The organism is Sandarakinorhabdus cyanobacteriorum (assembly GCF_002251755.1).
GTDB classification, from domain to species: Bacteria; Pseudomonadota; Alphaproteobacteria; order Sphingomonadales; family Sphingomonadaceae; genus Sandarakinorhabdus; species Sandarakinorhabdus cyanobacteriorum.
Genome location: NZ_NOXT01000123.1, coordinates 81,588 through 99,828 on the forward strand (window position 1 = coordinate 81,588; position 18,241 = coordinate 99,828).

21 protein-coding genes are annotated in these 18,241 nt (G+C 66.2%); 11 read left to right on the forward strand and 10 right to left on the reverse strand.

Annotated elements, in window-relative coordinates; translation table 11 throughout:
* Nucleotides 1-17: 17 nt before the first annotated feature.
* The 5 genes from CHU93_RS14385 to CHU93_RS14405 all read right to left on the reverse strand — a co-directional run bounded on the left by CHU93_RS14385 (nt 18) and on the right by CHU93_RS14405 (nt 5,153).
* Nucleotides 18-1,934, reverse strand: coding sequence for a transglycosylase domain-containing protein (locus CHU93_RS14385; protein WP_243375699.1), 1,917 nt, complete (start codon nt 1,932-1,934; stop codon nt 18-20).
* Nucleotides 1,935-2,035: 101 nt separating this feature from the next.
* Nucleotides 2,036-2,791 carry a HesA/MoeB/ThiF family protein gene (locus CHU93_RS14390; protein WP_094474851.1) on the reverse strand — a complete coding sequence of 252 codons (756 nt, stop codon included), beginning with the start codon at nt 2,789-2,791 and terminating at the stop codon, nt 2,036-2,038.
* A gap of 184 nt (nt 2,792-2,975) precedes the next feature.
* Nucleotides 2,976-3,422, reverse strand: a complete 447-nt coding sequence (gene dut / locus CHU93_RS14395) for a dUTP diphosphatase (protein ID WP_094474852.1) — start codon at nt 3,420-3,422, stop codon at nt 2,976-2,978.
* Complete coding sequence (gene coaBC / locus CHU93_RS14400; protein WP_207759289.1) at nt 3,419-4,618, reverse strand: bifunctional phosphopantothenoylcysteine decarboxylase/phosphopantothenate--cysteine ligase CoaBC; 1,200 nt, start codon at nt 4,616-4,618, stop codon at nt 3,419-3,421. Before coaBC ends, dut begins: the two co-directional genes overlap by 4 nt.
* 25 nt (nt 4,619-4,643) lie before the next feature.
* On the reverse strand, nt 4,644-5,153 hold the full coding sequence (locus CHU93_RS14405; protein ID WP_094474853.1) for a GNAT family N-acetyltransferase: 510 nt from the start codon (nt 5,151-5,153) through the stop codon (nt 4,644-4,646).
* 68 nt (nt 5,154-5,221) lie between these two features.
* Here CHU93_RS14405 and CHU93_RS14410 point away from each other — a divergent pair, with 68 nt between their 5' ends.
* Entirely contained in the window at nt 5,222-6,442 is a 1,221-nt protein-coding gene (locus tag CHU93_RS14410) for an MFS transporter (RefSeq protein ID WP_094474854.1), read from the forward strand.
* Nucleotides 6,443-6,445: 3 nt separating this feature from the next.
* Here the strand turns inward: CHU93_RS14410 and purC are convergent, their stop codons facing one another.
* The gene (gene purC / locus CHU93_RS14415) at nt 6,446-7,240 is read right to left on the reverse strand and encodes a phosphoribosylaminoimidazolesuccinocarboxamide synthase (protein ID WP_086116524.1); all 795 of its coding nucleotides are present in this window, start codon (nt 7,238-7,240) and stop codon (nt 6,446-6,448) included.
* A gap of 157 nt (nt 7,241-7,397) precedes the next feature.
* Here purC and CHU93_RS14420 point away from each other — a divergent pair, with 157 nt between their 5' ends.
* The 4 genes from CHU93_RS14420 (at nt 7,398) to CHU93_RS14435 (ending at nt 9,026) form a co-directional block, all read left to right on the forward strand.
* Entirely contained in the window at nt 7,398-7,715 is a 318-nt protein-coding gene (locus CHU93_RS14420; protein WP_086116523.1) for a DUF1476 domain-containing protein, read from the forward strand.
* Nucleotides 7,715-7,945, forward strand: a complete 231-nt coding sequence (locus CHU93_RS14425) for a BolA/IbaG family iron-sulfur metabolism protein (protein ID WP_086116522.1) — start codon at nt 7,715-7,717, stop codon at nt 7,943-7,945. The genes CHU93_RS14420 and CHU93_RS14425 overlap by 1 nt, the downstream gene beginning before the upstream one ends.
* A gap of 26 nt (nt 7,946-7,971) precedes the next feature.
* A complete protein-coding gene (gene grxD / locus CHU93_RS14430; protein ID WP_094474855.1) occupies nt 7,972-8,304 on the forward strand; it encodes a Grx4 family monothiol glutaredoxin in 333 nt (110 codons plus the stop codon).
* 68 nt (nt 8,305-8,372) lie between these two features.
* Nucleotides 8,373-9,026 (forward strand): hypothetical protein, encoded by a 654-nt coding sequence (locus CHU93_RS14435; protein WP_133064419.1) that lies wholly within the window; start codon nt 8,373-8,375, stop codon nt 9,024-9,026.
* On the opposite strand, the gene CHU93_RS14440 is transcribed toward CHU93_RS14435, so the two are convergent.
* Nucleotides 9,019-9,603, reverse strand: coding sequence for a GNAT family N-acetyltransferase (locus CHU93_RS14440; RefSeq protein WP_094474857.1), 585 nt, complete (start codon nt 9,601-9,603; stop codon nt 9,019-9,021). The two genes, CHU93_RS14435 and CHU93_RS14440, sit on opposite strands and share 8 nt — an antisense overlap.
* Nucleotides 9,600-10,454 carry an oxygen-dependent coproporphyrinogen oxidase gene (gene hemF / locus CHU93_RS14445; protein WP_094474858.1) on the reverse strand — a complete coding sequence of 285 codons (855 nt, stop codon included), beginning with the start codon at nt 10,452-10,454 and terminating at the stop codon, nt 9,600-9,602. Before hemF ends, CHU93_RS14440 begins: the two co-directional genes overlap by 4 nt.
* Before the next feature lie 214 nt (nt 10,455-10,668).
* Here hemF and petA point away from each other — a divergent pair, with 214 nt between their 5' ends.
* From petA to CHU93_RS14475, 6 genes are all read left to right on the forward strand, one after another.
* On the forward strand, nt 10,669-11,235 hold the full coding sequence (gene petA / locus CHU93_RS14450; protein ID WP_094474859.1) for a ubiquinol-cytochrome c reductase iron-sulfur subunit: 567 nt from the start codon (nt 10,669-10,671) through the stop codon (nt 11,233-11,235).
* A gap of 11 nt (nt 11,236-11,246) precedes the next feature.
* Nucleotides 11,247-12,539 (forward strand): cytochrome b, encoded by a 1,293-nt coding sequence (locus CHU93_RS14455; protein WP_094474860.1) that lies wholly within the window; start codon nt 11,247-11,249, stop codon nt 12,537-12,539.
* A gap of 12 nt (nt 12,540-12,551) precedes the next feature.
* Entirely contained in the window at nt 12,552-13,373 is an 822-nt protein-coding gene (locus CHU93_RS14460; protein WP_094474861.1) for a cytochrome c1, read from the forward strand.
* 77 nt (nt 13,374-13,450) lie between these two features.
* On the forward strand, nt 13,451-14,146 hold the full coding sequence (locus CHU93_RS14465) for a prolipoprotein diacylglyceryl transferase family protein (protein WP_094474862.1): 696 nt from the start codon (nt 13,451-13,453) through the stop codon (nt 14,144-14,146).
* Entirely contained in the window at nt 14,124-15,554 is a 1,431-nt protein-coding gene (locus CHU93_RS14470; RefSeq protein WP_243375700.1) for a radical SAM protein, read from the forward strand. Before CHU93_RS14465 ends, CHU93_RS14470 begins: the two co-directional genes overlap by 23 nt.
* A 5-nt stretch (nt 15,555-15,559) precedes the next feature.
* Nucleotides 15,560-15,778, forward strand: coding sequence for a hypothetical protein (locus CHU93_RS14475; RefSeq protein WP_094474864.1), 219 nt, complete (start codon nt 15,560-15,562; stop codon nt 15,776-15,778).
* Between the two features lie 4 nt (nt 15,779-15,782).
* On the opposite strand, the gene CHU93_RS14480 is transcribed toward CHU93_RS14475, so the two are convergent.
* On the reverse strand, nt 15,783-16,112 hold the full coding sequence (locus CHU93_RS14480) for a DUF6481 family protein (RefSeq protein ID WP_094474865.1): 330 nt from the start codon (nt 16,110-16,112) through the stop codon (nt 15,783-15,785).
* Between the two features lie 11 nt (nt 16,113-16,123).
* Entirely contained in the window at nt 16,124-18,241 is a 2,118-nt protein-coding gene (locus CHU93_RS14485; RefSeq protein WP_094474866.1) for a molybdopterin dinucleotide binding domain-containing protein, read from the reverse strand.

Consider the following 18,241-nt stretch of genomic DNA (forward strand, 5'->3'; position numbering starts at 1 on the left):
AGAGCGGCTGGCGCAGATCAGCCCGGCTGCGGTTGTTTTCCTGCCGGTTCCGTCCCCGATTTTTCCTGCAACGTCTTGTCCAGCCAGTTCTGGTCCAGCCGCGGGCTGTCCTCCATTGGCGGGGGTTCGCCCTCCACCGGAGGGGCTTCGCCCATGTCGATGCCATAGGATTGTGCGTCGGGTTCCAGCATGGCGCCGTCTTCCACCACGTCGGTCACCAGCGGTTCGGGCGGGGTGCCGCCCACGGCGCGGGCCATGAACTGGGCAAAGGCCCGCGCCGGGGCGCGGCCACCGGCCAGGCCGCGCACGGCGGCATTGTCGTCACGGCCCATCCACACGCCGGTCGTCACGCCGCTGGAAAAGCCGATGAACCAGCCATCCTTGTTGCTGCTGGTCGTGCCGGTCTTGCCCGCCAGCGGCCGGCCGATGCGGGCGGCGCGCGCGGTGCCTTCCTCCACTGCGGCCTGCATCAACTGGGTCATCTGCGCCGCCACCACCGGGGCCACCACCTGCCGCGTGTCACCGGCGGCGCGGTTGAACAGCACCCGGCCCGAACCGGTCGATATGCGGGTGATGGCATAGGGCGCGTTTTCCAGCCCGCCATTGGCGACGGTGGCATAGGCGTTGGTCATTTCAAACAGCGTCACCACCGAAGACCCCAGCGCCATCGCCGGCTGCCGGTCCACCGGGGTGGTGATGCCAAAGCGGCGCGCCATCTCGGCCACCGTGTCAAAGCCGACCTGCTGCGCAATCTCCACCGCCACCGTGTTGATCGATTGGGCAAAGGCCTGGCGAACCGTCACCGGGCCGGCAAAGCTGTTGTTGTTGTTTTTGGGGCTCCAGTTGCCAATGGTGATCGGCTTGTCCTCATAGATATCGTCCAGCTTCACGCCCTGTTCCAGCGCGGCGGCATAAACGAAGAATTTGAACGCCGAACCGGGCTGGCGCCGCGCCGTCATCGCGCGGTTATAATTGGATCGCACATAATCGGTGCCGCCCACCATCGCCTTCACTCCGCCATCGCGGGCCAGCGCCACCAGCGCGCCTTGGGCGCCCTTCGGCGTTTCGGCGCGGATCGCCGCTTCGGCAAAGGCCTGCGCCTTGGCGTTCAGCGTGGTTTCCACCAGCAGCGGCTCATTGGTCTCGTCGGTCAGACTTTCCAGCTCGGCCAGCACCCAATCGGTGAAATAACGCACGCCAGCCGGCCGCGCCTGCGGGGCGAACTGCACCAGCCGGGGATCGGCGGCGGCGGCCTCTTCGGGCGTGATGCTGCCGGCATCGACCATCACGTCGATCACCGTCGCCGCCCGCTTCCGCGCCGCCTCGGCATCGGCCGATGGTGAAAAGCGCGACGGCGCCTTCACCAGCCCGGCGATGATGGCGGCTTCCTCGATGCTCATCCGGCGGGCGCTGTGGCCATAGAATTTGCGCGCGGCGGCATCGATGCCATAGGCGCCGCCACCGAAATAGACGCGGTTCAGATACAGCTCCAGGATCGCCTCCTTGCTGTATTTGCGCTCGATCGCCAGCGCCAGCACCACTTCGCGCAGCTTGCGCGTGTATTCCTTGGATGCGGTCAGGAACAGGTTGCGGGCCAGCTGTTGGGTGATGGTCGATGCGCCTTGCGCCTTGTTGCCGCGCATGGCGTTCACGACAAAGGATCGCGCGATGCCGATGGGATCGATGCCGGGGTGATACCAGTAACGCCGGTCCTCCACCGCGATCATGGCGTTCTTCATGGTGGCGGGGATTTCGGGATAGCTCAGCCATTCGCCATAGCTGGGGCCGAAGCTGGCCAGCACCGTGCCATCATCGCCGCGGATTTCCACCGATTGCCCGTTGGGGCTGCGCTTCATCTCGTCAAAGCCGGGCAGCGACTGATAGGCAATCGCCACGGCAACGGCGAGCGCGATGATGCCGGCCAGCCCGATCACCAGCCCTGCCTTCAGCAGGGTGGCAAGCCAGGTTCCGGATTTGCGGGCAGGGGGGCGTTTTTTCGCGGGCACGTTGGTGTGTTATCTTTCGAATACGGCAGCTATTGGGCGGAGCAGGCTGGACAGGCCGGGTCCTTGGGCAGGCTGATGCTGCGGAACCGGCCCTGGCGCGCGTCATACAGGGTCAGCCGCCCGGCGGAAGAGGGGGCAAAGCCCGACAGCTCGCGGATCGCCTCCATCGCCATCAGGTTGCCGACAATCCCGGTCAACGCGCCCAGCACGCCGGTGGCGGCGCAGTTGCGATCCGGCGCATCGGTGGGGGAACCGACAAAACAGCGATAGCAGGGCCGGTCCGGCAAGTGCCCGGCAAACACCGCCACCTGGCCATCCCAGGGCCCGACTGCGCCCGACACCAGCGGCACCCCCATCGCCAGCGCCAGATCTGCCACGGCGAGGCGGGTGGCAAAACTGTCGCTGCCGTCGATCACCAGATCATGCCCGGCCAGCAGCGCGTCGCCATTGTCGCCATCCAGCCGCAGCGGCACCGCGACCGTGTCGATCTCCGGGTTCAGCGCATGCAGCCGCGTGCAGGCGGCCTCGGCCTTCATCGCGCCAAGATCGGCGGTGGTGAACAGCACCTGCCGCTGCAGGTTGGAAAGCGCCACCACATCATCATCGATGATGGTCAGCCGGCCCACCCCGGCGGCGGCCAGCATCAACAGGCAAGGGCTGCCCAGCCCGCCGGCCCCGATCACCGCCACCCGCGCCGATTTCAGCGCAGCTTGCCCGCGCCCGCCAAATTCCGGCAGCACGAGATGGCGGGCATAACGCTCCAGCTCATCGTCGGAGAAGTCCATCAGATCCTCCCCCGCTGGGGAAGGTGCTGAGCGCAGCGAAGCGGAGGGGGCGCACAAGCACCGTCCGTGCCAGCCCCCTCCGCCCTGCGGGCACCTCCCCCAGAGGGGGAGGATTGCCCCTCCGCCTCGCTGCGCTCAGCACCTTCCCCAGAGGGGGAGGATCGGTCATGCCGCACCCGCATCCTCACCCAACCCCGGTCGATCCGAACCCGCCCGCCCCGCGCGCCGTGTCGTCCAGCGACTCCACCACCGCAAAGCCCGCCCGCGTCACCGCCGCCGGCACCAGCTGGCAGATGCGCATGCCACGCTCCACCACGAAGGGCTCGCTGCCCAGGTTGATCAGCAGCGCCTTGACCTCGCCGCGATAATCGCTGTCGATGGTGCCGGGGCTGTTCGGCACGGTGATGCCGGATTTCAGCGCCAGCCCCGATCTCGGGCGCAGCTGCACCTCATAACCGTCGGGGATGGCCATGCAGAGGCCGAGCGGCACCGGATAGCGCTCGCCGGGCTGGATCGTCACCGGTTCGGTCACGGCGGCCACCGCGTCCATGCCGGCGGCGCCGGGCGTGGCATAGGCGGGCAGGGGCAGGCCCTCGCCATGGGGCAGGATGGTGATGGCAATGCTGATCATGGGGTTCCGTCAAAATGGCGGGCGATGCGGCCGGCCAACCGCTCGGCCACGGCCTGCTTGGGCGTGGGGCCCCAATCTTCGGGGCCAGCGGCGGTGATCAGCTGCACATGGGTGTGATCGCTGCCGAACACGCCTTCGCTGACATCATTGGCCACGATCCAGTCCGCGCCCTTTTTCAGGCGCTTGGCGCTGGCATGGGCGATCAGATCGCCTGTTTCGGCGGCAAAGCCCACCACCAGCGCCGGACGCCGGGCATGATGGCCGATGCCGGCCAATATGTCGGGATTTTCCGTAAGGCTCAGCGGCGGCGGCCCGCTGCCATCCTTCTTCAGCTTGGCTGGCGCTGCCTCCGCCCGCCAATCGGCAACCGCGGCCACCATCACGGCGATATCGGCGGGCAGGGCGGCCTCGCAGGCGGCCTGCATCTGGCGGGCGGTCATCACGTCGATCCGGGTGACACCGGCCGGGGTGGCCAGATGCACCGGCCCGGCCACCAGGGTGACGCGCGCGCCGGCGGCAGCCAGCGCAGCGGCAATGGCAAAGCCCTGCTTGCCCGATGAATGATTGCCGATGAAGCGCACCGGATCGATCGGTTCGTGGGTTGGCCCGGCCGTGACCAGCGCATGCCGGCCGGCCAGCGGCTTCGGGCCAAACTGCGCCGCGATGGCCGCCATGATGGCCGGCACTTCGGGCAGGCGGCCGGGGCCATATTCGCCGCAGGCCATCTCGCCGTCATCGGGCGTCATCACCGTCACGCCATCGCCGCGCAGGCGTTCGATATTGCGCTGGGCGGCGGGGTGCAGCCACATGCGCACATTCATCGCCGGCACCATCAGCACCGGCTTGTCGGTGGCGAGCAGCAGCGTGGCGGCCAAATCATTCGCCTGGCCGGTGGCCGCCCGCGCCATCAGATCGGCCGTGGCCGGGCACAGGACAATCAGATCGGCCGCGCGACTGAGCTGGATATGGCCCATGCTGGCCTCATCCTCCAGGTCCCAAAGGCTGGTGCGCACCTTCTCCCCGGCCAGGGCCGACAGCGACAGCGGGGTGACGAAACGGGCGCCATTTTCGGTGAGCACCGGCAGCACGCGCGCACCGGCGCGGCGCAGCTCGCGCACCAGCTCCAGCGCCTTGAAGGCGGCGATGCCGCCGCCCACGATCAACAATATGGTCTTGCCCAACACGGCTGCCGGCATAGCGCAGCCGGCGGCCCGCCGCCAGTCACAGCCGCTTGCTGTAATAGGTCGTCGGCGCCATCGCGCCATCGGGCATCAGGGCATAGGCCGGGATCTCGCCCACCCGCTCCCAGCCGCCGCGCTCATACAGGCGGGCGGCGGCCGATCCGCTGATCGTGTCGAGCACCAGGGTCGTCCGGCCCATGCGGCGGGCAAGATCCTCCACAGCGCTGAGCAGCGCGGCGCCCACACCCCTGCGCTGCGCGTGCGGCGCGACCATCATTTTCGCCACATCGGCGCGGTGCAGCTGGTTGGGCATGGTGGCGGGCACCAGCGACACGGTTCCGGTCACAACCTCACCATCTGCGGCCACCAATATGGCCAGTTCGGCCACGCGCGCGGCACCAAAGCGCGCCCGCCACCAGGCTTCGGCCTCGGCTTGGCTGAACCCGGCCATGAAACCGATGGAGGCACCGCCGGCCACCGCCGCGACCATCATCGCCGCCAGCTGCGGGATCAGATGGGCATCGGCCTCCGGATCAATCAGGCGAACCATGCCGGCATCATGGCCGGCCTGTTGACGGCGCGCACCCCCGAAGCCACTGTGCCGCCGGGGAGAATTTCATGCTGTCTCGACCGCTCCGCTGGGCGATCATCCTGATCGGCGCCGCCATCGCCTTGAATTATATCGACCGGGGCGCTGTTTCCGTCGCGGCCCCACTGATTAAGGATGAATTCGGCCTCACCAACGAACGCTATGGCGTCATCGTGTCCAGCTTTTACTGGACCTATGTGCCTGCGCTGGCGCTGGCCGGCTGGCTGGCCGACCGGATGAGCGTGCGGTTGCTGATGGCGCTGGGCGTGGCGACCTGGGCGCTGGCCACCATCGGCATGGGCTTCATCGGCGGCATGGCCAGCGGGGTGACCTTGCTCATCATTCTCAGGCTTTTCATGGGCTTGGGCGAAGGTGTCGCCTTTCCGTGCGGATCAAAACTCATCGCGCGGGTGCCGGAAGGCGCGCGCGGACTGGCCAATATCTCGTTGTCGGGCGGGCTCGCGCTGGGGCCGCTGATCGGCACGCTGGCCGGCGGCTGGATCATGAACATCTGGGGGTGGGAGATGATGTTCATCGTCTTCGGCCTCGTCACCCTGGTCTGGTTGCTGCCCTGGTGGCTGGCGCGCAAGGGCATCGAGGAGGGCGAAGGAAAACATGAGGTTGCGCCCGAACCCTCGGCGCCCATGGCAGCCGTTATGCGCCAACGCTCCTTCTGGGCGATCACGCTGCTCCACCTCGCCGGCACCTTCCCGCTCTATTTCATCGTGGGCTGGCTGCCGCTGTGGCTGGTCAAGGCGCGCGGCTATTCAATCATCGACATGAGCCTGCTCACCTCGGTGTTCTATGTCGCGCAGATCCTGGGCGGCACCGTCAGCGCCTGGGCGATCGACCGGGCGATCCGGGCCGGTGGTGACGGTTCGGCCTGGCGGCGCGGCATGCTGTTCGCCGCGGTCGCCACCTGCGTGGTCGGCCTGCTGCTGCTGCCCGATATCCAGGGCTGGCCACTGTTGATCACGGTGATCGCGCTCACCGGCTTCGGCTATGGCCCGATGCCCAACCTGCTGTTTGTCATGGGCCAGACCATGGCGGGTCCGGCCACCGCCGGCCGCTGGGTGGGGGTGCAAACCAGCCTGGGCAATTTGTCGGGCATCATCGGCCCGGTGATGACCGGCATCATCGTCGATGCAGCCGGCTATCGCCCGGCCTTCATCGTGACGGCCGCCATCGTGGCGACCGGCACGCTGATCTTTGGCCTGGTGGTGCGCCGGGTCGAACCGGTGCGCTGGTAAGGCTCAGCCCTCGGCGGGCTTGTCCTTCCCGCGCGCCTTGCGATGCTCCTCCAGGTCGAGCACGGCCGATTCATCCTCGGTCAGCAGGCCAAGGCGGCGCGCAACTTCCTGATAGGCTTCAACTTCGCCGCCCAGATCGCGGCGGAACCGGTCCTTGTCCATCTTGTCGCCGGTCTTCATGTCCCACAGGCGGCAGCCATCGGGGCTGATCTCGTCGGCCAGGATCACCCGGCTATAGTCACCGTCAAACAGGCGGCCGAACTCCAGCTTGAAATCAATCAGGCGGATGCCGACGCCGGCAAACATGCCGGCCATGAAATCATTCACCCGGATCGCCATGTCGGCGATGTCGTGCATCTCTTCCTGGCTGGCCCAGCCAAAGGCAGCGATATGCTCGTCCGTCACCAGCGGATCGCCCAGCGAATCATCCTTGTAATAATACTCGATGATCGTGCGCGGCAGCATCGTGCCTTCCTCGATGCCGAACCGCTTGGAAATGCTGCCGGCGGCGACGTTGCGCACCACCACCTCAATGGGAATGATCTCAACCTGGCGAACCAGTTGTTCGCGCATGTTCAGGCGGCGGATGAAATGGGTCGGGATGCCGATGGTCGAAAGCATGGTGAACACATGCTCCGAAATCCGGTTGTTCAGCACGCCCTTGCCGCTGATCGTGCCCTTCTTCTGGGCGTTGAAGGCGGTGGCATCATCCTTGAAATACTGGATCAGCGTGCCGGGCTCCGGGCCTTCATAGAGGATCTTGGCCTTGCCTTCATAAATCTGGCGGCGGCGGGTCATGGCAAGTCTCCGGGCGGGAAATGCAAATCGGCCGGCAGGCTAACATGCCCCCGGCGCGTGGGGGAGTGCCCATAGCGGCAAAGCCCCGGCGAGACAATGATTGAACCTGCGGCCCGGCTTCACTATCTCAAGGGCCAATCCAGCCAGGGAAAAGCAGATGAGCAGCTTTGACGATCGCGAGAAGGCCTTTGAAACCAAGTTCGCCCATGATGAGGAACTGAAGTTCCGCATCCTGGCCCGGCGCGGCAAGCTGATCGGCCTGTGGGCGGCGGAAAAGCTCGGCAAGTCCGGCGAGGCGGCGGACGAATATGCCAAGTCGGTGCTGCTCTCCGATCTCGAGATCCCGGGCGACGCCGACATCATCGCCAAGCTGCTGGGTGATCTGGCGCCGCTGGGCGTTGGCGAGAATGACATCAAGGCGATGCTGGCCGAAAAGCTGGCGCAGGCCGAAGTCCAGGTGACGGGAGCCGCCTGATGCCGATGGCCGCTGCCGATATCGAATCGGCGATTGTTGCCGCCTTGCCCGGCGCCCGGGTCGAGATCACCGATCTGGCCGGCGATGGCGATCATTATGCTGCGGTGGTGACCGCGCCGCAGTTCGCCGGCCTGTCGCGGGTTGCGCAGCAGCGGCTGGTGTATAATGCTCTGGGTGGGCGCATGGGGGGCGTCCTCCATGCCTTGAAGCTCACGACGATCCCGGCCTGAACCGGCCCAACCAAGGATTTCCCCCGATGACCAATCCTGTCCACGAACGCATTGCCGGCATTGTTGGCAGCAACGATGTCGTGCTGTTCATGAAGGGCACGCCCTTCTTCCCGCAGTGCGGCTTTTCCTCCACGGCCGTCGCCATCCTCGAACGGCTGAACGTTGCCTTTGAAAGTGTTGACGTGCTGGCCGACATGGAAATCCGCCAGGGCATCAAGGAGTTTAGCGACTGGCCGACCATCCCGCAGCTCTATGTGAAGGGCGAATTCGTCGGCGGCAGCGACATCATGATGGAAATGTTCCAGGCCGGCGAGCTTCAGGCCCTCATGACGGAAACCGGCGTCAAGCCGGCCGCCTGAACCCGGGGGCCCGGCACCGCGTGCCTCGCCTGACGGCTTTTGCCCTGTGGGATGCGATGGGGTCGGCCATGATGGCCGATCTCAACCGGCTGTTCTTCCTAGTCGCGCCCTTCACCCTGCTGGTCAGCGTGGCGATCGGCCTGTTCGGCCCGCCACCGCCTGACAGTTTCAGGCAGATGAGCGGGGCGCAGCTGTTCTGGCAGCTGGCTGTGCCCAGCCTCGTGGGCGCCGTGGGCCAGTTGGCCGCTGCCGCCATGGTGGTGCAGCCCGGCACCACCCCGCGCGCGGCGCTTGCCACCGCCTTTGCCGTGTGGCCCGCCTTCGTGGTGGCGCAGCTGCTGGTCTCGGTGCCGGTCGGCCTGGGCTTTCTGGTGCTGATTCTGCCGGGCATCTGGCTGTTTGCCCGCCTCGCCTTCCTGCCGGGCGCCTTGCTGGCGGCGCAGCGCGGCAGCCCCATCGATGCCGTGCGTGACAGCTGGCGGATGACCGAAGCCGACGGCTTGCAGCTGGCGATCTTTGTGGTGATCGGCGTGTTTGCCATCATCGGCATCGGCCTGATGGCGGAAATTGCCGGTTCGGCGCTCGATTCGGTGCTGAAACTCGCCGGCCTTGCCAGCCTCGGCCGTTTTGTTCACCTGCTGCTGCCGGGCATCGGCACCTGTTTCACCACCATCGGCTTTGGCGTCGCCTCGGCCATCGCCTGCCAGCGGCTCCTCAGATAACCGGCACCTGCGGTGCCGGATTGTCGGCATAGGTGCCGTCAACGCGCGGATCGGGATAGGTTTCGACCCAGCGTTCGTAGGGCGTGAATCCCGCCCGCTGATAAAAGGCCAACGCCGCCGGATGATCGAGATCGCAGGTGTGCAGCCACACACGCTCGATCCCATCGCGCCAGGCCAGCCGCAGCGCATGGTCCATCAACCAGCGGCCATGGCCACGCCCGGTCATGCCGGGTTCCAGCCCGAAATAGACGATCTCGCACACGCGGGGTGCCGAAAAATCCAGCTCGATCAAGCCCATGGCCGTGCCATCGCGGCGGGCGGCGACATGCACCTCGCACGTCTCGGCATTCAGCGCCGCGCTCAGCCCGGCATCATCCAGCACCAGCCGCCCGCGCCACAGCCAGGGCGCGCCGATGCGGCGGAACAGGGCGCGATACAGCGCCAGATCAACCGGCGCCGGCCAACGGACCAGTTTCAGCGCCGATCGTGCCGGCAGCGCCGGGGCCGGCCGCACCCGCATCTCAAGGCAGGTGACGATGGTCGCCAACTGCCCCTTGGGCACAATCGTGATGCTCATTCCCAGATGGCGAGCGGCGGCAGGCTCATCAGGATGGCATCGGTGTTGCCGCCGGTTTTCAGGCCAAAGGTCGTGCCCCGGTCATAGACCAGGTTGAACTCGGCATAGAGGCCGCGATATTTCAGCTGGGCGATGCGCTCCGCCTCGCTGAACGGCCGGTGCATCTTCTCGCGCACCAGCCTGGGATAGGTTTCCAGGAAACAGCGGCCCACATCCTGGGTGTAGGCGAAATCGGCCGCCCAATCGCCGCTGTTGAGATGGTCATAGAAAATGCCACCCACGCCGCGGTGGCGGTTGCGGTGCGGCACCCAGAAATATTCCTCCGCCCACTTGGAATGGGCCGGATAATATTCGGGATTGTGCCGGTCGCAGGTGGCCTTCACGGCGGCGTGGAAGGTCGCGGTTTCGGCTGCATCGGGCAGGGCCGGGTTCAGATCGACGCCGCCTCCAAACCAGCGCTTGGTGGTGACCAGCATGCGGGTATTCATGTGCACGGCCGGCACCAGCGGGTTGGCCGGGTGGATCACCAGGCTGATGCCGGTGGCAAAGAAGCGCGGATCTTCGGCAGCACCGTTGATCTGCTTGGCGAAATCCGGGTTGAACTGGCCATAGACGGTGGAGATGTTCACCCCGGCCTTTTCAAACAACCGGCCGGTCATGATGCCCATCTCGCCGCCACCGCCATCGCCGCCGCCATGATCGGTGCGCTGCCAGACCCGCTTTTCAAAGCGGCCGGCGCTGCCGGGCAGGGTCGATTCATCCTCCAGCTGTTCCAGCATCGCCCAGATGCTGTCACGCAGGGACCGGAACCAGGCCTGAGCGGCCCTTTGCTGTTCATCAAGCTCGATCATGCACTGCCTCTAGACCGGCTTTGGCGACGACGAAACCCCCCAGAAGCAGGCGCTCCCGGCACCAAATATTACCGTCATGTCATGTCCGCGCCAAAATGTCCGGGGGGATAGGCCGTTTTGTCCGTTGCGTTGCGGCATAGGCTTGTCTATCCCGTGGCCCGCTGCGGGCAGGCTGGTGCGTGCCCGCCTTGCACCCATTTTCGGAAGGGACGAAATGGCTAGCGAAGTGCGGCAGGCCTCTGCCGATGATCTCACCCCCGGTGGCGAGCGCCGCCGCGACTTTCTTTATGTGGCCACGGCAGCCTTTGCCGGTGCCGGCGTGGTGCCGGTGGCGTGGAGCCTGGTCAACCAGATGAACCCGTCGGCCGACGTGCTGGCGCTGGCGTCGGTTGATCTGGATCTGTCTGCCGTGCAGGAAGGCCAGGCCATCAAGGCCAGCTGGCGCGGCAAGCCCATCTTCGCCCGTCACCTGACGGCGGCGGAAATCGCCGATGCCAAGAAGGTCGATGTCGCCACCCTGCGCGATCCGCAGAAGCTGGAAGACCGCACCAAGCCGGGCAGCGAACAGTGGCTGATCACGCTGGGCGTGTGCACCCACCTGGGTTGTGTGCCGTTGGGCGCCGCCGAAGGCGAAAGCCGCGGTGACTTTGGCGGCTATTTCTGCCCCTGCCACGGTTCGCACTACGACACGGCGGCCCGTATCCGCAAAGGCCCGGCGCCCAAGAATCTGGAAGTGCCGCCCTACACCTTCAAGTCGCCCACGTCGGTGACGATCGGCTGAGGACAAGGACCATGAGCTTTCCCTGGGCCAAGCAATATCAGCCGACTTCGGCCGTCGGCAAATGGATGGACGAGCGGCTGCCGCTGCCGCGTTTCATCTTCGGCGCATTGGGGCCGGGCTATCCCACGCCCAAGAACCTCAATGCCTTCTACAACTTCGGCGTGCTCGCCGGCGTGGCGCTGGTGATCCAGATCATCACCGGCGTGGTGCTGGCCATGCACTTTGCCGCCGATACCCGCGTGGCGTTCGACTCGGTTGAGCACATCATGCGCGACGTCAACGGCGGCTGGATGATCCGCTACATGCACGCCGTCGGCGCCAGCTTCTTCTTCGGCGTCGTCTATATCCACATCTTCCGCGGCCTCTATTACGGCTCCTACAAGCCGCCGCGCGAAATGATCTGGATGCTCGGCCTCGTGATCTTCCTGCTGATGATGGCCACCGCCTTCATGGGCTATGTGCTGGTCTGGGGTCAGATGAGCTTCTGGGGCGCCCAGGTCATCACCGGCCTGTTCTCGGCCTTCCCGGTTGTCGGCACCCATATCCAGACGCTGCTGCTCGGCGGCTACTCGCCGGACAACGCGACGCTCAACCGCTTCTTCTCGCTGCACTATCTGCTGCCGTTCGTGATCTTCGGCGTGATCGTGCTGCACGTGTGGGCGCTGCACATCCCGGGTTCGAACAACCCGACCGGCCTTGATGTGAAGACCGAAGCGGACACCGTGCCCTTCCACCCCTATTACACCGCGAAGGATTTCGTCGGCCTGGGCATCTATCTGATCGTCTTCTCGGCCTTCGTCTTCTTCATGCCGAACAGCCTGGGCGAGCCGGACAATTATATCCCGGCCAACCCGCTGTCGACGCCGGCCCACATCGTGCCCGAATGGTATTTCTGGCCCTTCTACGCCATCCTGCGCGCCTTCACGACCGACTTCCTCGGCGTGCCGGCCAAGCTGTGGGGCGTGCTGGCGATGTTCGCTTCCATCCTGCTGCTGTTCCTGCTGCCCTGGCTTGATCAGTCGCCGGTGCGGTCGAACAATTATCGCCCGGTCAGCCGCATCCTGTTCTGGGTGTTCGTCGCGGTGGGCCTGCTGCTCGGCGTGTGCGGCGGCAAGCCGGCCGAAGAGCCCTGGGTGCGCCTGTCGCAGATCCTGACGGCCTATTATTTCGCCCACTTCCTGATCATCCTGCCGATCGTCTCCAAGCTGGAGAAGACCAAGCCGCTGCCGGGCTCCATTTCGGAAGCGGTGCTGGCCAAATACGGCAAGGGCGGCGCGGCCCCCGTGGCCCAGCCGGCCGAATAAGGAGACACAAAGATGATCCGTCTCGGCGCACTTGCCGTCGGCCTGCTGTTCGTCATCAACGTCCTGTGGGGGGCGATTGCCCCCCGCGAAGACGCGGCGCCCGACATGGCCAAGCAACTCCACAAGCATCCCAAGCATGTGGAATGGACCCACAACGGCCCCGGCAACCTCGGGATCTTTGGCACCTTCGATCGCGGCCAGCTGCAGCGCGGCTTCCAGGTCTACAAGGAAGTCTGCTCGGCCTGCCACTCGATCAACCGTGTCGCCTTCCGCAACCTGGCTGATCTTGGCTTCAGCGAAGCCCAGATCAAGGCCATCGCGGCGGAATATGAAGTGGCCGCCATTGATGCCAACGGCGAGCCAACCACCCGCAAGGCCACCCCGGCCGACAAGTTCCCGCTGGTCTATGCCAACGAAGCGGCCGCCCGCGCCGCCCAGAATGGCGCCAACCCGCCGGACCTGTCGCTGATGACCAAGGCCCGCCCGGATGGCACCAACTATGTCTATTCGCTGCTCACCGGTTATTCCGATGACGTGCCGAAGGGTTGGACCAAGCCGGACACCTCCTACTACAACCCCTATTTCCACAGCATCAACATCGCCATGCCGCCGCCGCTCTCGGCCGACGGCCAGGTGACGTACAGCGATGGCACCCCGGCCACCGTTGACCAATATGCCAAGGACGTGGCGGTGTTCCTGACCTGGACGGCCGAGCCCAAGCTGGAAAACCGCAAGGAAACCGGCGTTGCCGCGATCCTGTTCCTGATCATCATGACCGGTCTTGGTTATCTGTCCTACCGCAAGGTCTGGGCCGACATCAAAAAGCCGGCCTGATTTTCAGCGCCAATCAACGGGAAGGGCGGTCATCCGGCAGGATGGCCGCCCTTTTCGTTTGGCGTTAGGTTGCGGCGGTGATTGTCGTCCCCACCGATCCCCTGTGGCACCATGTTGGCGATGCGGCCGCGTGGATGGCAGCGGCCATCGGCGGGCGCTGGGTCTATCGTCGCCGCCGCCCGGCGGTGGAGGCGCTCGCCGCCCGCACCACGCCCGGCTATTTCCTCAGCCTGGCGCTGGGCGCGGTTGCCGGCGCCTGGCTGTTCGGCTCGCTCAATCTCAGGGCGCCATCGCACAGCATTGCCGGGGCGCTGGCCGGGGCGATTGCCGGGGTGGAGCTGTGGAAATGGCGGCATGGCGTGCGCGGCTCCACCGGCGGCCCGTTCGTGGTGCCCTTGTGCCTCGGCATCATCGTCGGCCGCTGGGGCTGCCTGTTTGCCGGCCTGCCCGATGCCACCTTCGGCATTCCCACCGGCCTGCCATGGGGCGTTGATCTGGGCGACGGCATCGCCCGGCAGCCGGTGCAGATCTATGAATCGCTGGCCATGCTGCTGTTCCTGTTGGCCTATCGTTCGGCCCTGCGCCAGGAACGGCCATGGGCGGTGCAGCATGGCTTCCACGCCTTCGTGCTGGCCTATGCCGTGCAGCGCTTTGTCTGGGAGTTTCTCAAGCCCTATCCAAGCCTGGTCTTCTCGCTTAACCTCTTCCATCTCTTGATGATCGGGCTTGCCGCCTATGCTCTTGTCTGGATTGCCCGCAGCCGACGTCTCTGAGCGCAAGGCCGCGCCCTATATCTTCCACAGCCAGACCAGCAGCCTGTGCGAAACCTGCCTCGCCGTGGTGCCGGCCAAGGTGATCATCGAGGATGATCAGGTCTATTATCTTAAGCGCTGCCGCGAGCATGGCGTGCAGAAAACCCTGATCAGCGATGATCTGGCCTATTGGCGCGCCCAGAAGGACTGGCTGAAACCCGGCGACCGGCCGCTGACAGCGCAGACCCGAACCGAAGCCGGCTGCCCCTTTGATTGCGGCCTGTGCCCGGATCATGAACAGCACAGCTGCCTCGCCATCATGGAGATCAACCAGGCCTGCAACCTCGCCTGCCCGGTGTGCTTTGCCGATGCCGCCGATGTGCACGGCAGCCACCGCCCGCTGGCCGAGATCGAGGCGATGCTCGACGCGCTGGTCGCCAGCGAGGGCGAGCCCGATCTGCTGCAGATTTCGGGCGGCGAACCCACCATCCACCCGCAATTCTTTGAAATCCTTGACGCGGTGAAGCGCCGGCCGATCCGCCATGTGATGATCAACACCAACGGTGTGCGCATCGCGCAGGACCCGGCCTTCGTGGCGCGGCTGGCCAGCTATGCGCCGCGGCTGGAGGTGTATCTGCAGTTCGACAGCCTGAACGATGAGGCGCTGATCAATCTGCGCGGTGCCCGGCTCGCCCGCATCCGGCAGGCAGCGCTGGAGGCGCTGGAGCGGGTCGGCCTGTCAACCACGCTCGTCGCGGTGGTGAAGCGCGGCGTGAATGACGGGGAGGTGGCCGCCATTGTGCGCCACGCGCTCAAATGGCGTTGCGTGCGCGGCGTCACCTTCCAGCCGGTGCAGGATGCCGGGCGCAACGAGGGCTTTGATGCCAAGGCCAACCGCGTGCTGCTCAGCCAGATCCGGCGGGAGGTGGTGAAGGCCGGGGTGTTCGCCGCCGATGACATGATCCCGCTGCCCTGCAACCCCGATCAGATCTGCATCGGCTATGGCCTGCGCGATGGCGAGCGCGTGACGCCGATCACCAGCCTCTTGCCGCGCGAGCTGATCCTCAACGGCCCCAACACCATCAGTTACGAAGCCTATCCGGCGCTGCGCGAGGCGATCTTCAACCTGCTCAGCCTCGCCACCAGCCAGTGCAACACCGAAGAAAAGCTGGCGAGTGTGCTGTGCTGCCTGCCGCAGGGGCTGGTGCCGCAGGACCTGGGCTATGCCAACAGCTTCCGGGTGGTGATCCTGCAGTTCCTTGATCGCTACAACTTCGATCTGGGCACGGTGAAGCGCAGCTGCGTGCATTTCCTCACGCCCAGCGGGGAAATCATCCCGTTCGATACCTACAACAGCTTCTATCGCCCCGGCGCCGAAGGTGCGGAGCAACTCAAGACGGCAAGGGCTGGAATGGAGACCGGGCGATGAGAAACATGTTTGCCGGTCTCCTGATGGCGCTGGGGCTGATGATCTGCGGCACCAGCGGCCTCTGCTCGGCCTGGTTCCTGGGCATGACGCTGTTCGACTCTAACCAGAACGGCGCCCAGGCTGTGCTGGGCACGATTGGCATGGTCAGCGTGTTTGGCGGTGTGCCATTCGGCGTTGGCGTGTTGCTGTATCTGCTGGGTCGGCGCCTGGCCCGCGAGCGGTAACGCCTTACTTCACGCGGGCCTTGCGGGCGGCATAGCGCGCGTCGCGGGCGGCCTTCTGGGCGGCTTCGCGGGCGATGGCTTCCAGGCGCTGTTGTTCGGCCTGCTTTTCGCGCTGGGCTTCCTTCAGCTTCTTTTCCTCGGCCAGCTGGCGGGCGCGCTCGGCGCGGGCGGCCTTGGCTTCGGCTTCCTTCTGGGCGCGCTTTTCGGCGCGGGCCTTGGCGGCGGCCAGGGCTTCCTCGCTGGGCGGGGCGGCCTGCTTGAACTTGTCGAGCTTGGCCTTGCGGGCTTCGGCGGCGGTCTTGGCGCGATCGTTGAAATCGGGGAGTTTGAACATAGGCGGCTGCTTTAGCCGCTCGCGGCTGTTGTCGCAACTGGCAAGGCAGTGGTTGGGGCAGGCGCAATGCTGACCGGCGTGCCCACCAGTGCCGCCGTGCCCGACAGCACATCGATGCGCGCCCGCGATGTCAGGTCGTTGTGGCTCACCCCCGGCCGCTGCCCGGCCACGCCCAGCCGCACGCCCGGCCGGCCATGGCCAAAGCCGTGGGGCAGGGAGACGACACCGGCCATGATCTCGTCCGTCACCCGCGCCGGGGCCTCCACCGCGCCGGCATCGCTGCTGATGCGCACCAGGTCGCCATCACTGATGCCATGGGCGGCGGCGTCGGCCGGGTTGATCAGCAATATGCACTTGTCCGGCCCCTTGGCCAGGCGCGGGGCGTTGCCCAGCCAGCTGTTGTTGCTGCGGATATGGCGCCGGCCGATGAGGGTGAGGCCGGTTTCGGGTTGGCGGGCCAGCCAGGCGGCAAAGCGGCCGTTGAGATCGGCAATCAACGGCTCGGGGGCGCAGCGGATGGTCTTGCCCGGCGTGGCCAGCCGGTCCGGCAGGCGCGGGCTGTGGGCGCCCAGATCAAGCCCGTGCGGGTGGGCGGCCACCGCGGCCAGGCTGAGGCCGTGCGGGCCTTTCTGCAGCATGCGGTCCAGCTGCTCGCGCGGGTTGACCGGCGGCGGCATGTTCAGCCCCTGCGCCGCGCCGATGGCCTGGGCCAGTGCCGCCACCACCTGCCAATCCTGTTTCTGGCCCGGCAGCGGTTCCCACAGCGCGGGCGAGAATTTGGCGAAGTTGCGAAACGCGATGGGCGCCAGCAGCAGCGGATAATGATCCTTGGCCAGGGCTGCGCAGGGCGGCAGGATATAGTGGGCGTGGGCCGAGGTGGCGGTTATGTGGGGATCGACCGACACCATCAACTCCAGCCCGGCCAGCGCCGCATCAAGCGCGCCGCCATCGGGGACGGACAGCACCGGATTGCCGGCGATCACCACCAGCGCCTTCACCTGACCCTCGCCGGGCGTCGCAATCTCCTCGGCCAGGCTGATGGCGGGGAATTCGCCCATCACTTCGGGATGGCCGCTGACCCGGCTGTGGAAGCGACCGTGGCTGCCAGGGCCGGAACTGCCGGCGACATCGACGGCCGGGGTGGAGAACATCACGCCGCCTGGCCGATCAAGATTTCCGCAAGCGATGTTGATCAGGTTGATCAGCCAATGCGCCAGCGTGCCGAACGGCGCGGTGGAAACGCCGATGCGGCCATAAACGGCGGTGGGCACGCCATTGCCGATTTCGGCCGCCAGCGCGCGGATTTCGGCCACCGACCAGCCACAGGCGCGGGCCAGATCGGCCACGGAAAAGCGCCGCAGCGCCGCCCATGCCACATCCCAGCCATCAAGCATGGGCGCCAGCCGGCCAGGGTTGACCAGGCCCGCCTCGTCCAACGCCAGCAACAGGCCGATCAGCAGCGCCGGGTCGCTGCCCGGCCGGATGAAATGATGGGCATCGGCCACGCCCGCCGTTTCGCTGCGCCGGGGATCGATCACCGTCAGCCGGCCGCCGCGGGCCTGCATCTCGGCAATGCGGCGCTTCACGTCGGGCACCGTCCACACGCTGCCGTTCGATGCCAGCGGATTGCCGCCCAGGATCACCAGATGCTGCGTGCGCTCGATATCCGGAATCGGGAACAAGGCATTGTGACCATAGAGGAAATATTGCGCCAGCTGGTGGGGCATCTGGTCCACGGTGGAGGCGGAATAGACCCCGCGCACCCCCAGCGCCTTCTTCAGCGCGCCGGTCTGCATGCCCAGCGCGAAATCATGGGCGGTGGGGTTGCCAACATAAAGCGCCCCGGCGCCGCCGGCCGCCTTGATGGCCGCAAAACGCGCGCCGATTTCGGCCAGCGCCGTCTCCCAATCCAGCGCAACCCATTGATTGCCAACGCGCTTCATCGGGCTGGTCAGCCGGTCGGGATCCGCCTCCAGATCGGCAATGGCATTGCCCTTGGGGCAGATATGGCCGCGGCTGATCGGATCATCCGGATCGCCCTTGATCGACAATACCTGCCGGCCGCTGGTTTCGATCAGCAGGCCGCAATTGGCTTCGCAGATGTGGCAGGTGCGCGTGTGAACCGGCAT

Bases quoted from the DNA above. Each gene is read 5' to 3' on its own strand.
- CHU93_RS14390 (WP_094474851.1), bottom strand. From the start codon at position 2,791: ATGGACTTCTCCGACGATGAGCTGGAGCGTTATGCCCGCCATCTCGTG.
- dut (WP_094474852.1), bottom strand. From the start codon at position 3,422: ATGATCAGCATTGCCATCACCATCCTGCCCCATGGCGAGGGCCTGCCC.
- coaBC (WP_207759289.1), bottom strand. From the start codon at position 4,618: ATGCCGGCAGCCGTGTTGGGCAAGACCATATTGTTGATCGTGGGCGGC.
- CHU93_RS14405 (WP_094474853.1), bottom strand. From the start codon at position 5,153: ATGGTTCGCCTGATTGATCCGGAGGCCGATGCCCATCTGATCCCGCAG.
- CHU93_RS14410 (WP_094474854.1), top strand. From the start codon at position 5,222: ATGCTGTCTCGACCGCTCCGCTGGGCGATCATCCTGATCGGCGCCGCC.
- purC (WP_086116524.1), bottom strand. From the start codon at position 7,240: ATGACCCGCCGCCGCCAGATTTATGAAGGCAAGGCCAAGATCCTCTAT.
- CHU93_RS14420 (WP_086116523.1), top strand. From the start codon at position 7,398: ATGAGCAGCTTTGACGATCGCGAGAAGGCCTTTGAAACCAAGTTCGCC.
- CHU93_RS14425 (WP_086116522.1), top strand. From the start codon at position 7,715: ATGCCGATGGCCGCTGCCGATATCGAATCGGCGATTGTTGCCGCCTTG.
- grxD (WP_094474855.1), top strand. From the start codon at position 7,972: ATGACCAATCCTGTCCACGAACGCATTGCCGGCATTGTTGGCAGCAAC.
- CHU93_RS14435 (WP_133064419.1), top strand. From the start codon at position 8,373: ATGATGGCCGATCTCAACCGGCTGTTCTTCCTAGTCGCGCCCTTCACC.
- CHU93_RS14440 (WP_094474857.1), bottom strand. From the start codon at position 9,603: ATGAGCATCACGATTGTGCCCAAGGGGCAGTTGGCGACCATCGTCACC.
- hemF (WP_094474858.1), bottom strand. From the start codon at position 10,454: ATGATCGAGCTTGATGAACAGCAAAGGGCCGCTCAGGCCTGGTTCCGG.
- petA (WP_094474859.1), top strand. From the start codon at position 10,669: ATGGCTAGCGAAGTGCGGCAGGCCTCTGCCGATGATCTCACCCCCGGT.
- CHU93_RS14455 (WP_094474860.1), top strand. From the start codon at position 11,247: ATGAGCTTTCCCTGGGCCAAGCAATATCAGCCGACTTCGGCCGTCGGC.
- CHU93_RS14460 (WP_094474861.1), top strand. From the start codon at position 12,552: ATGATCCGTCTCGGCGCACTTGCCGTCGGCCTGCTGTTCGTCATCAAC.
- CHU93_RS14475 (WP_094474864.1), top strand. From the start codon at position 15,560: ATGTTTGCCGGTCTCCTGATGGCGCTGGGGCTGATGATCTGCGGCACC.
- CHU93_RS14480 (WP_094474865.1), bottom strand. From the start codon at position 16,112: ATGTTCAAACTCCCCGATTTCAACGATCGCGCCAAGACCGCCGCCGAA.
- CHU93_RS14485 (WP_094474866.1), bottom strand. From the start codon at position 18,241: ATGCCGGTTCACACGCGCACCTGCCACATCTGCGAAGCCAATTGCGGC.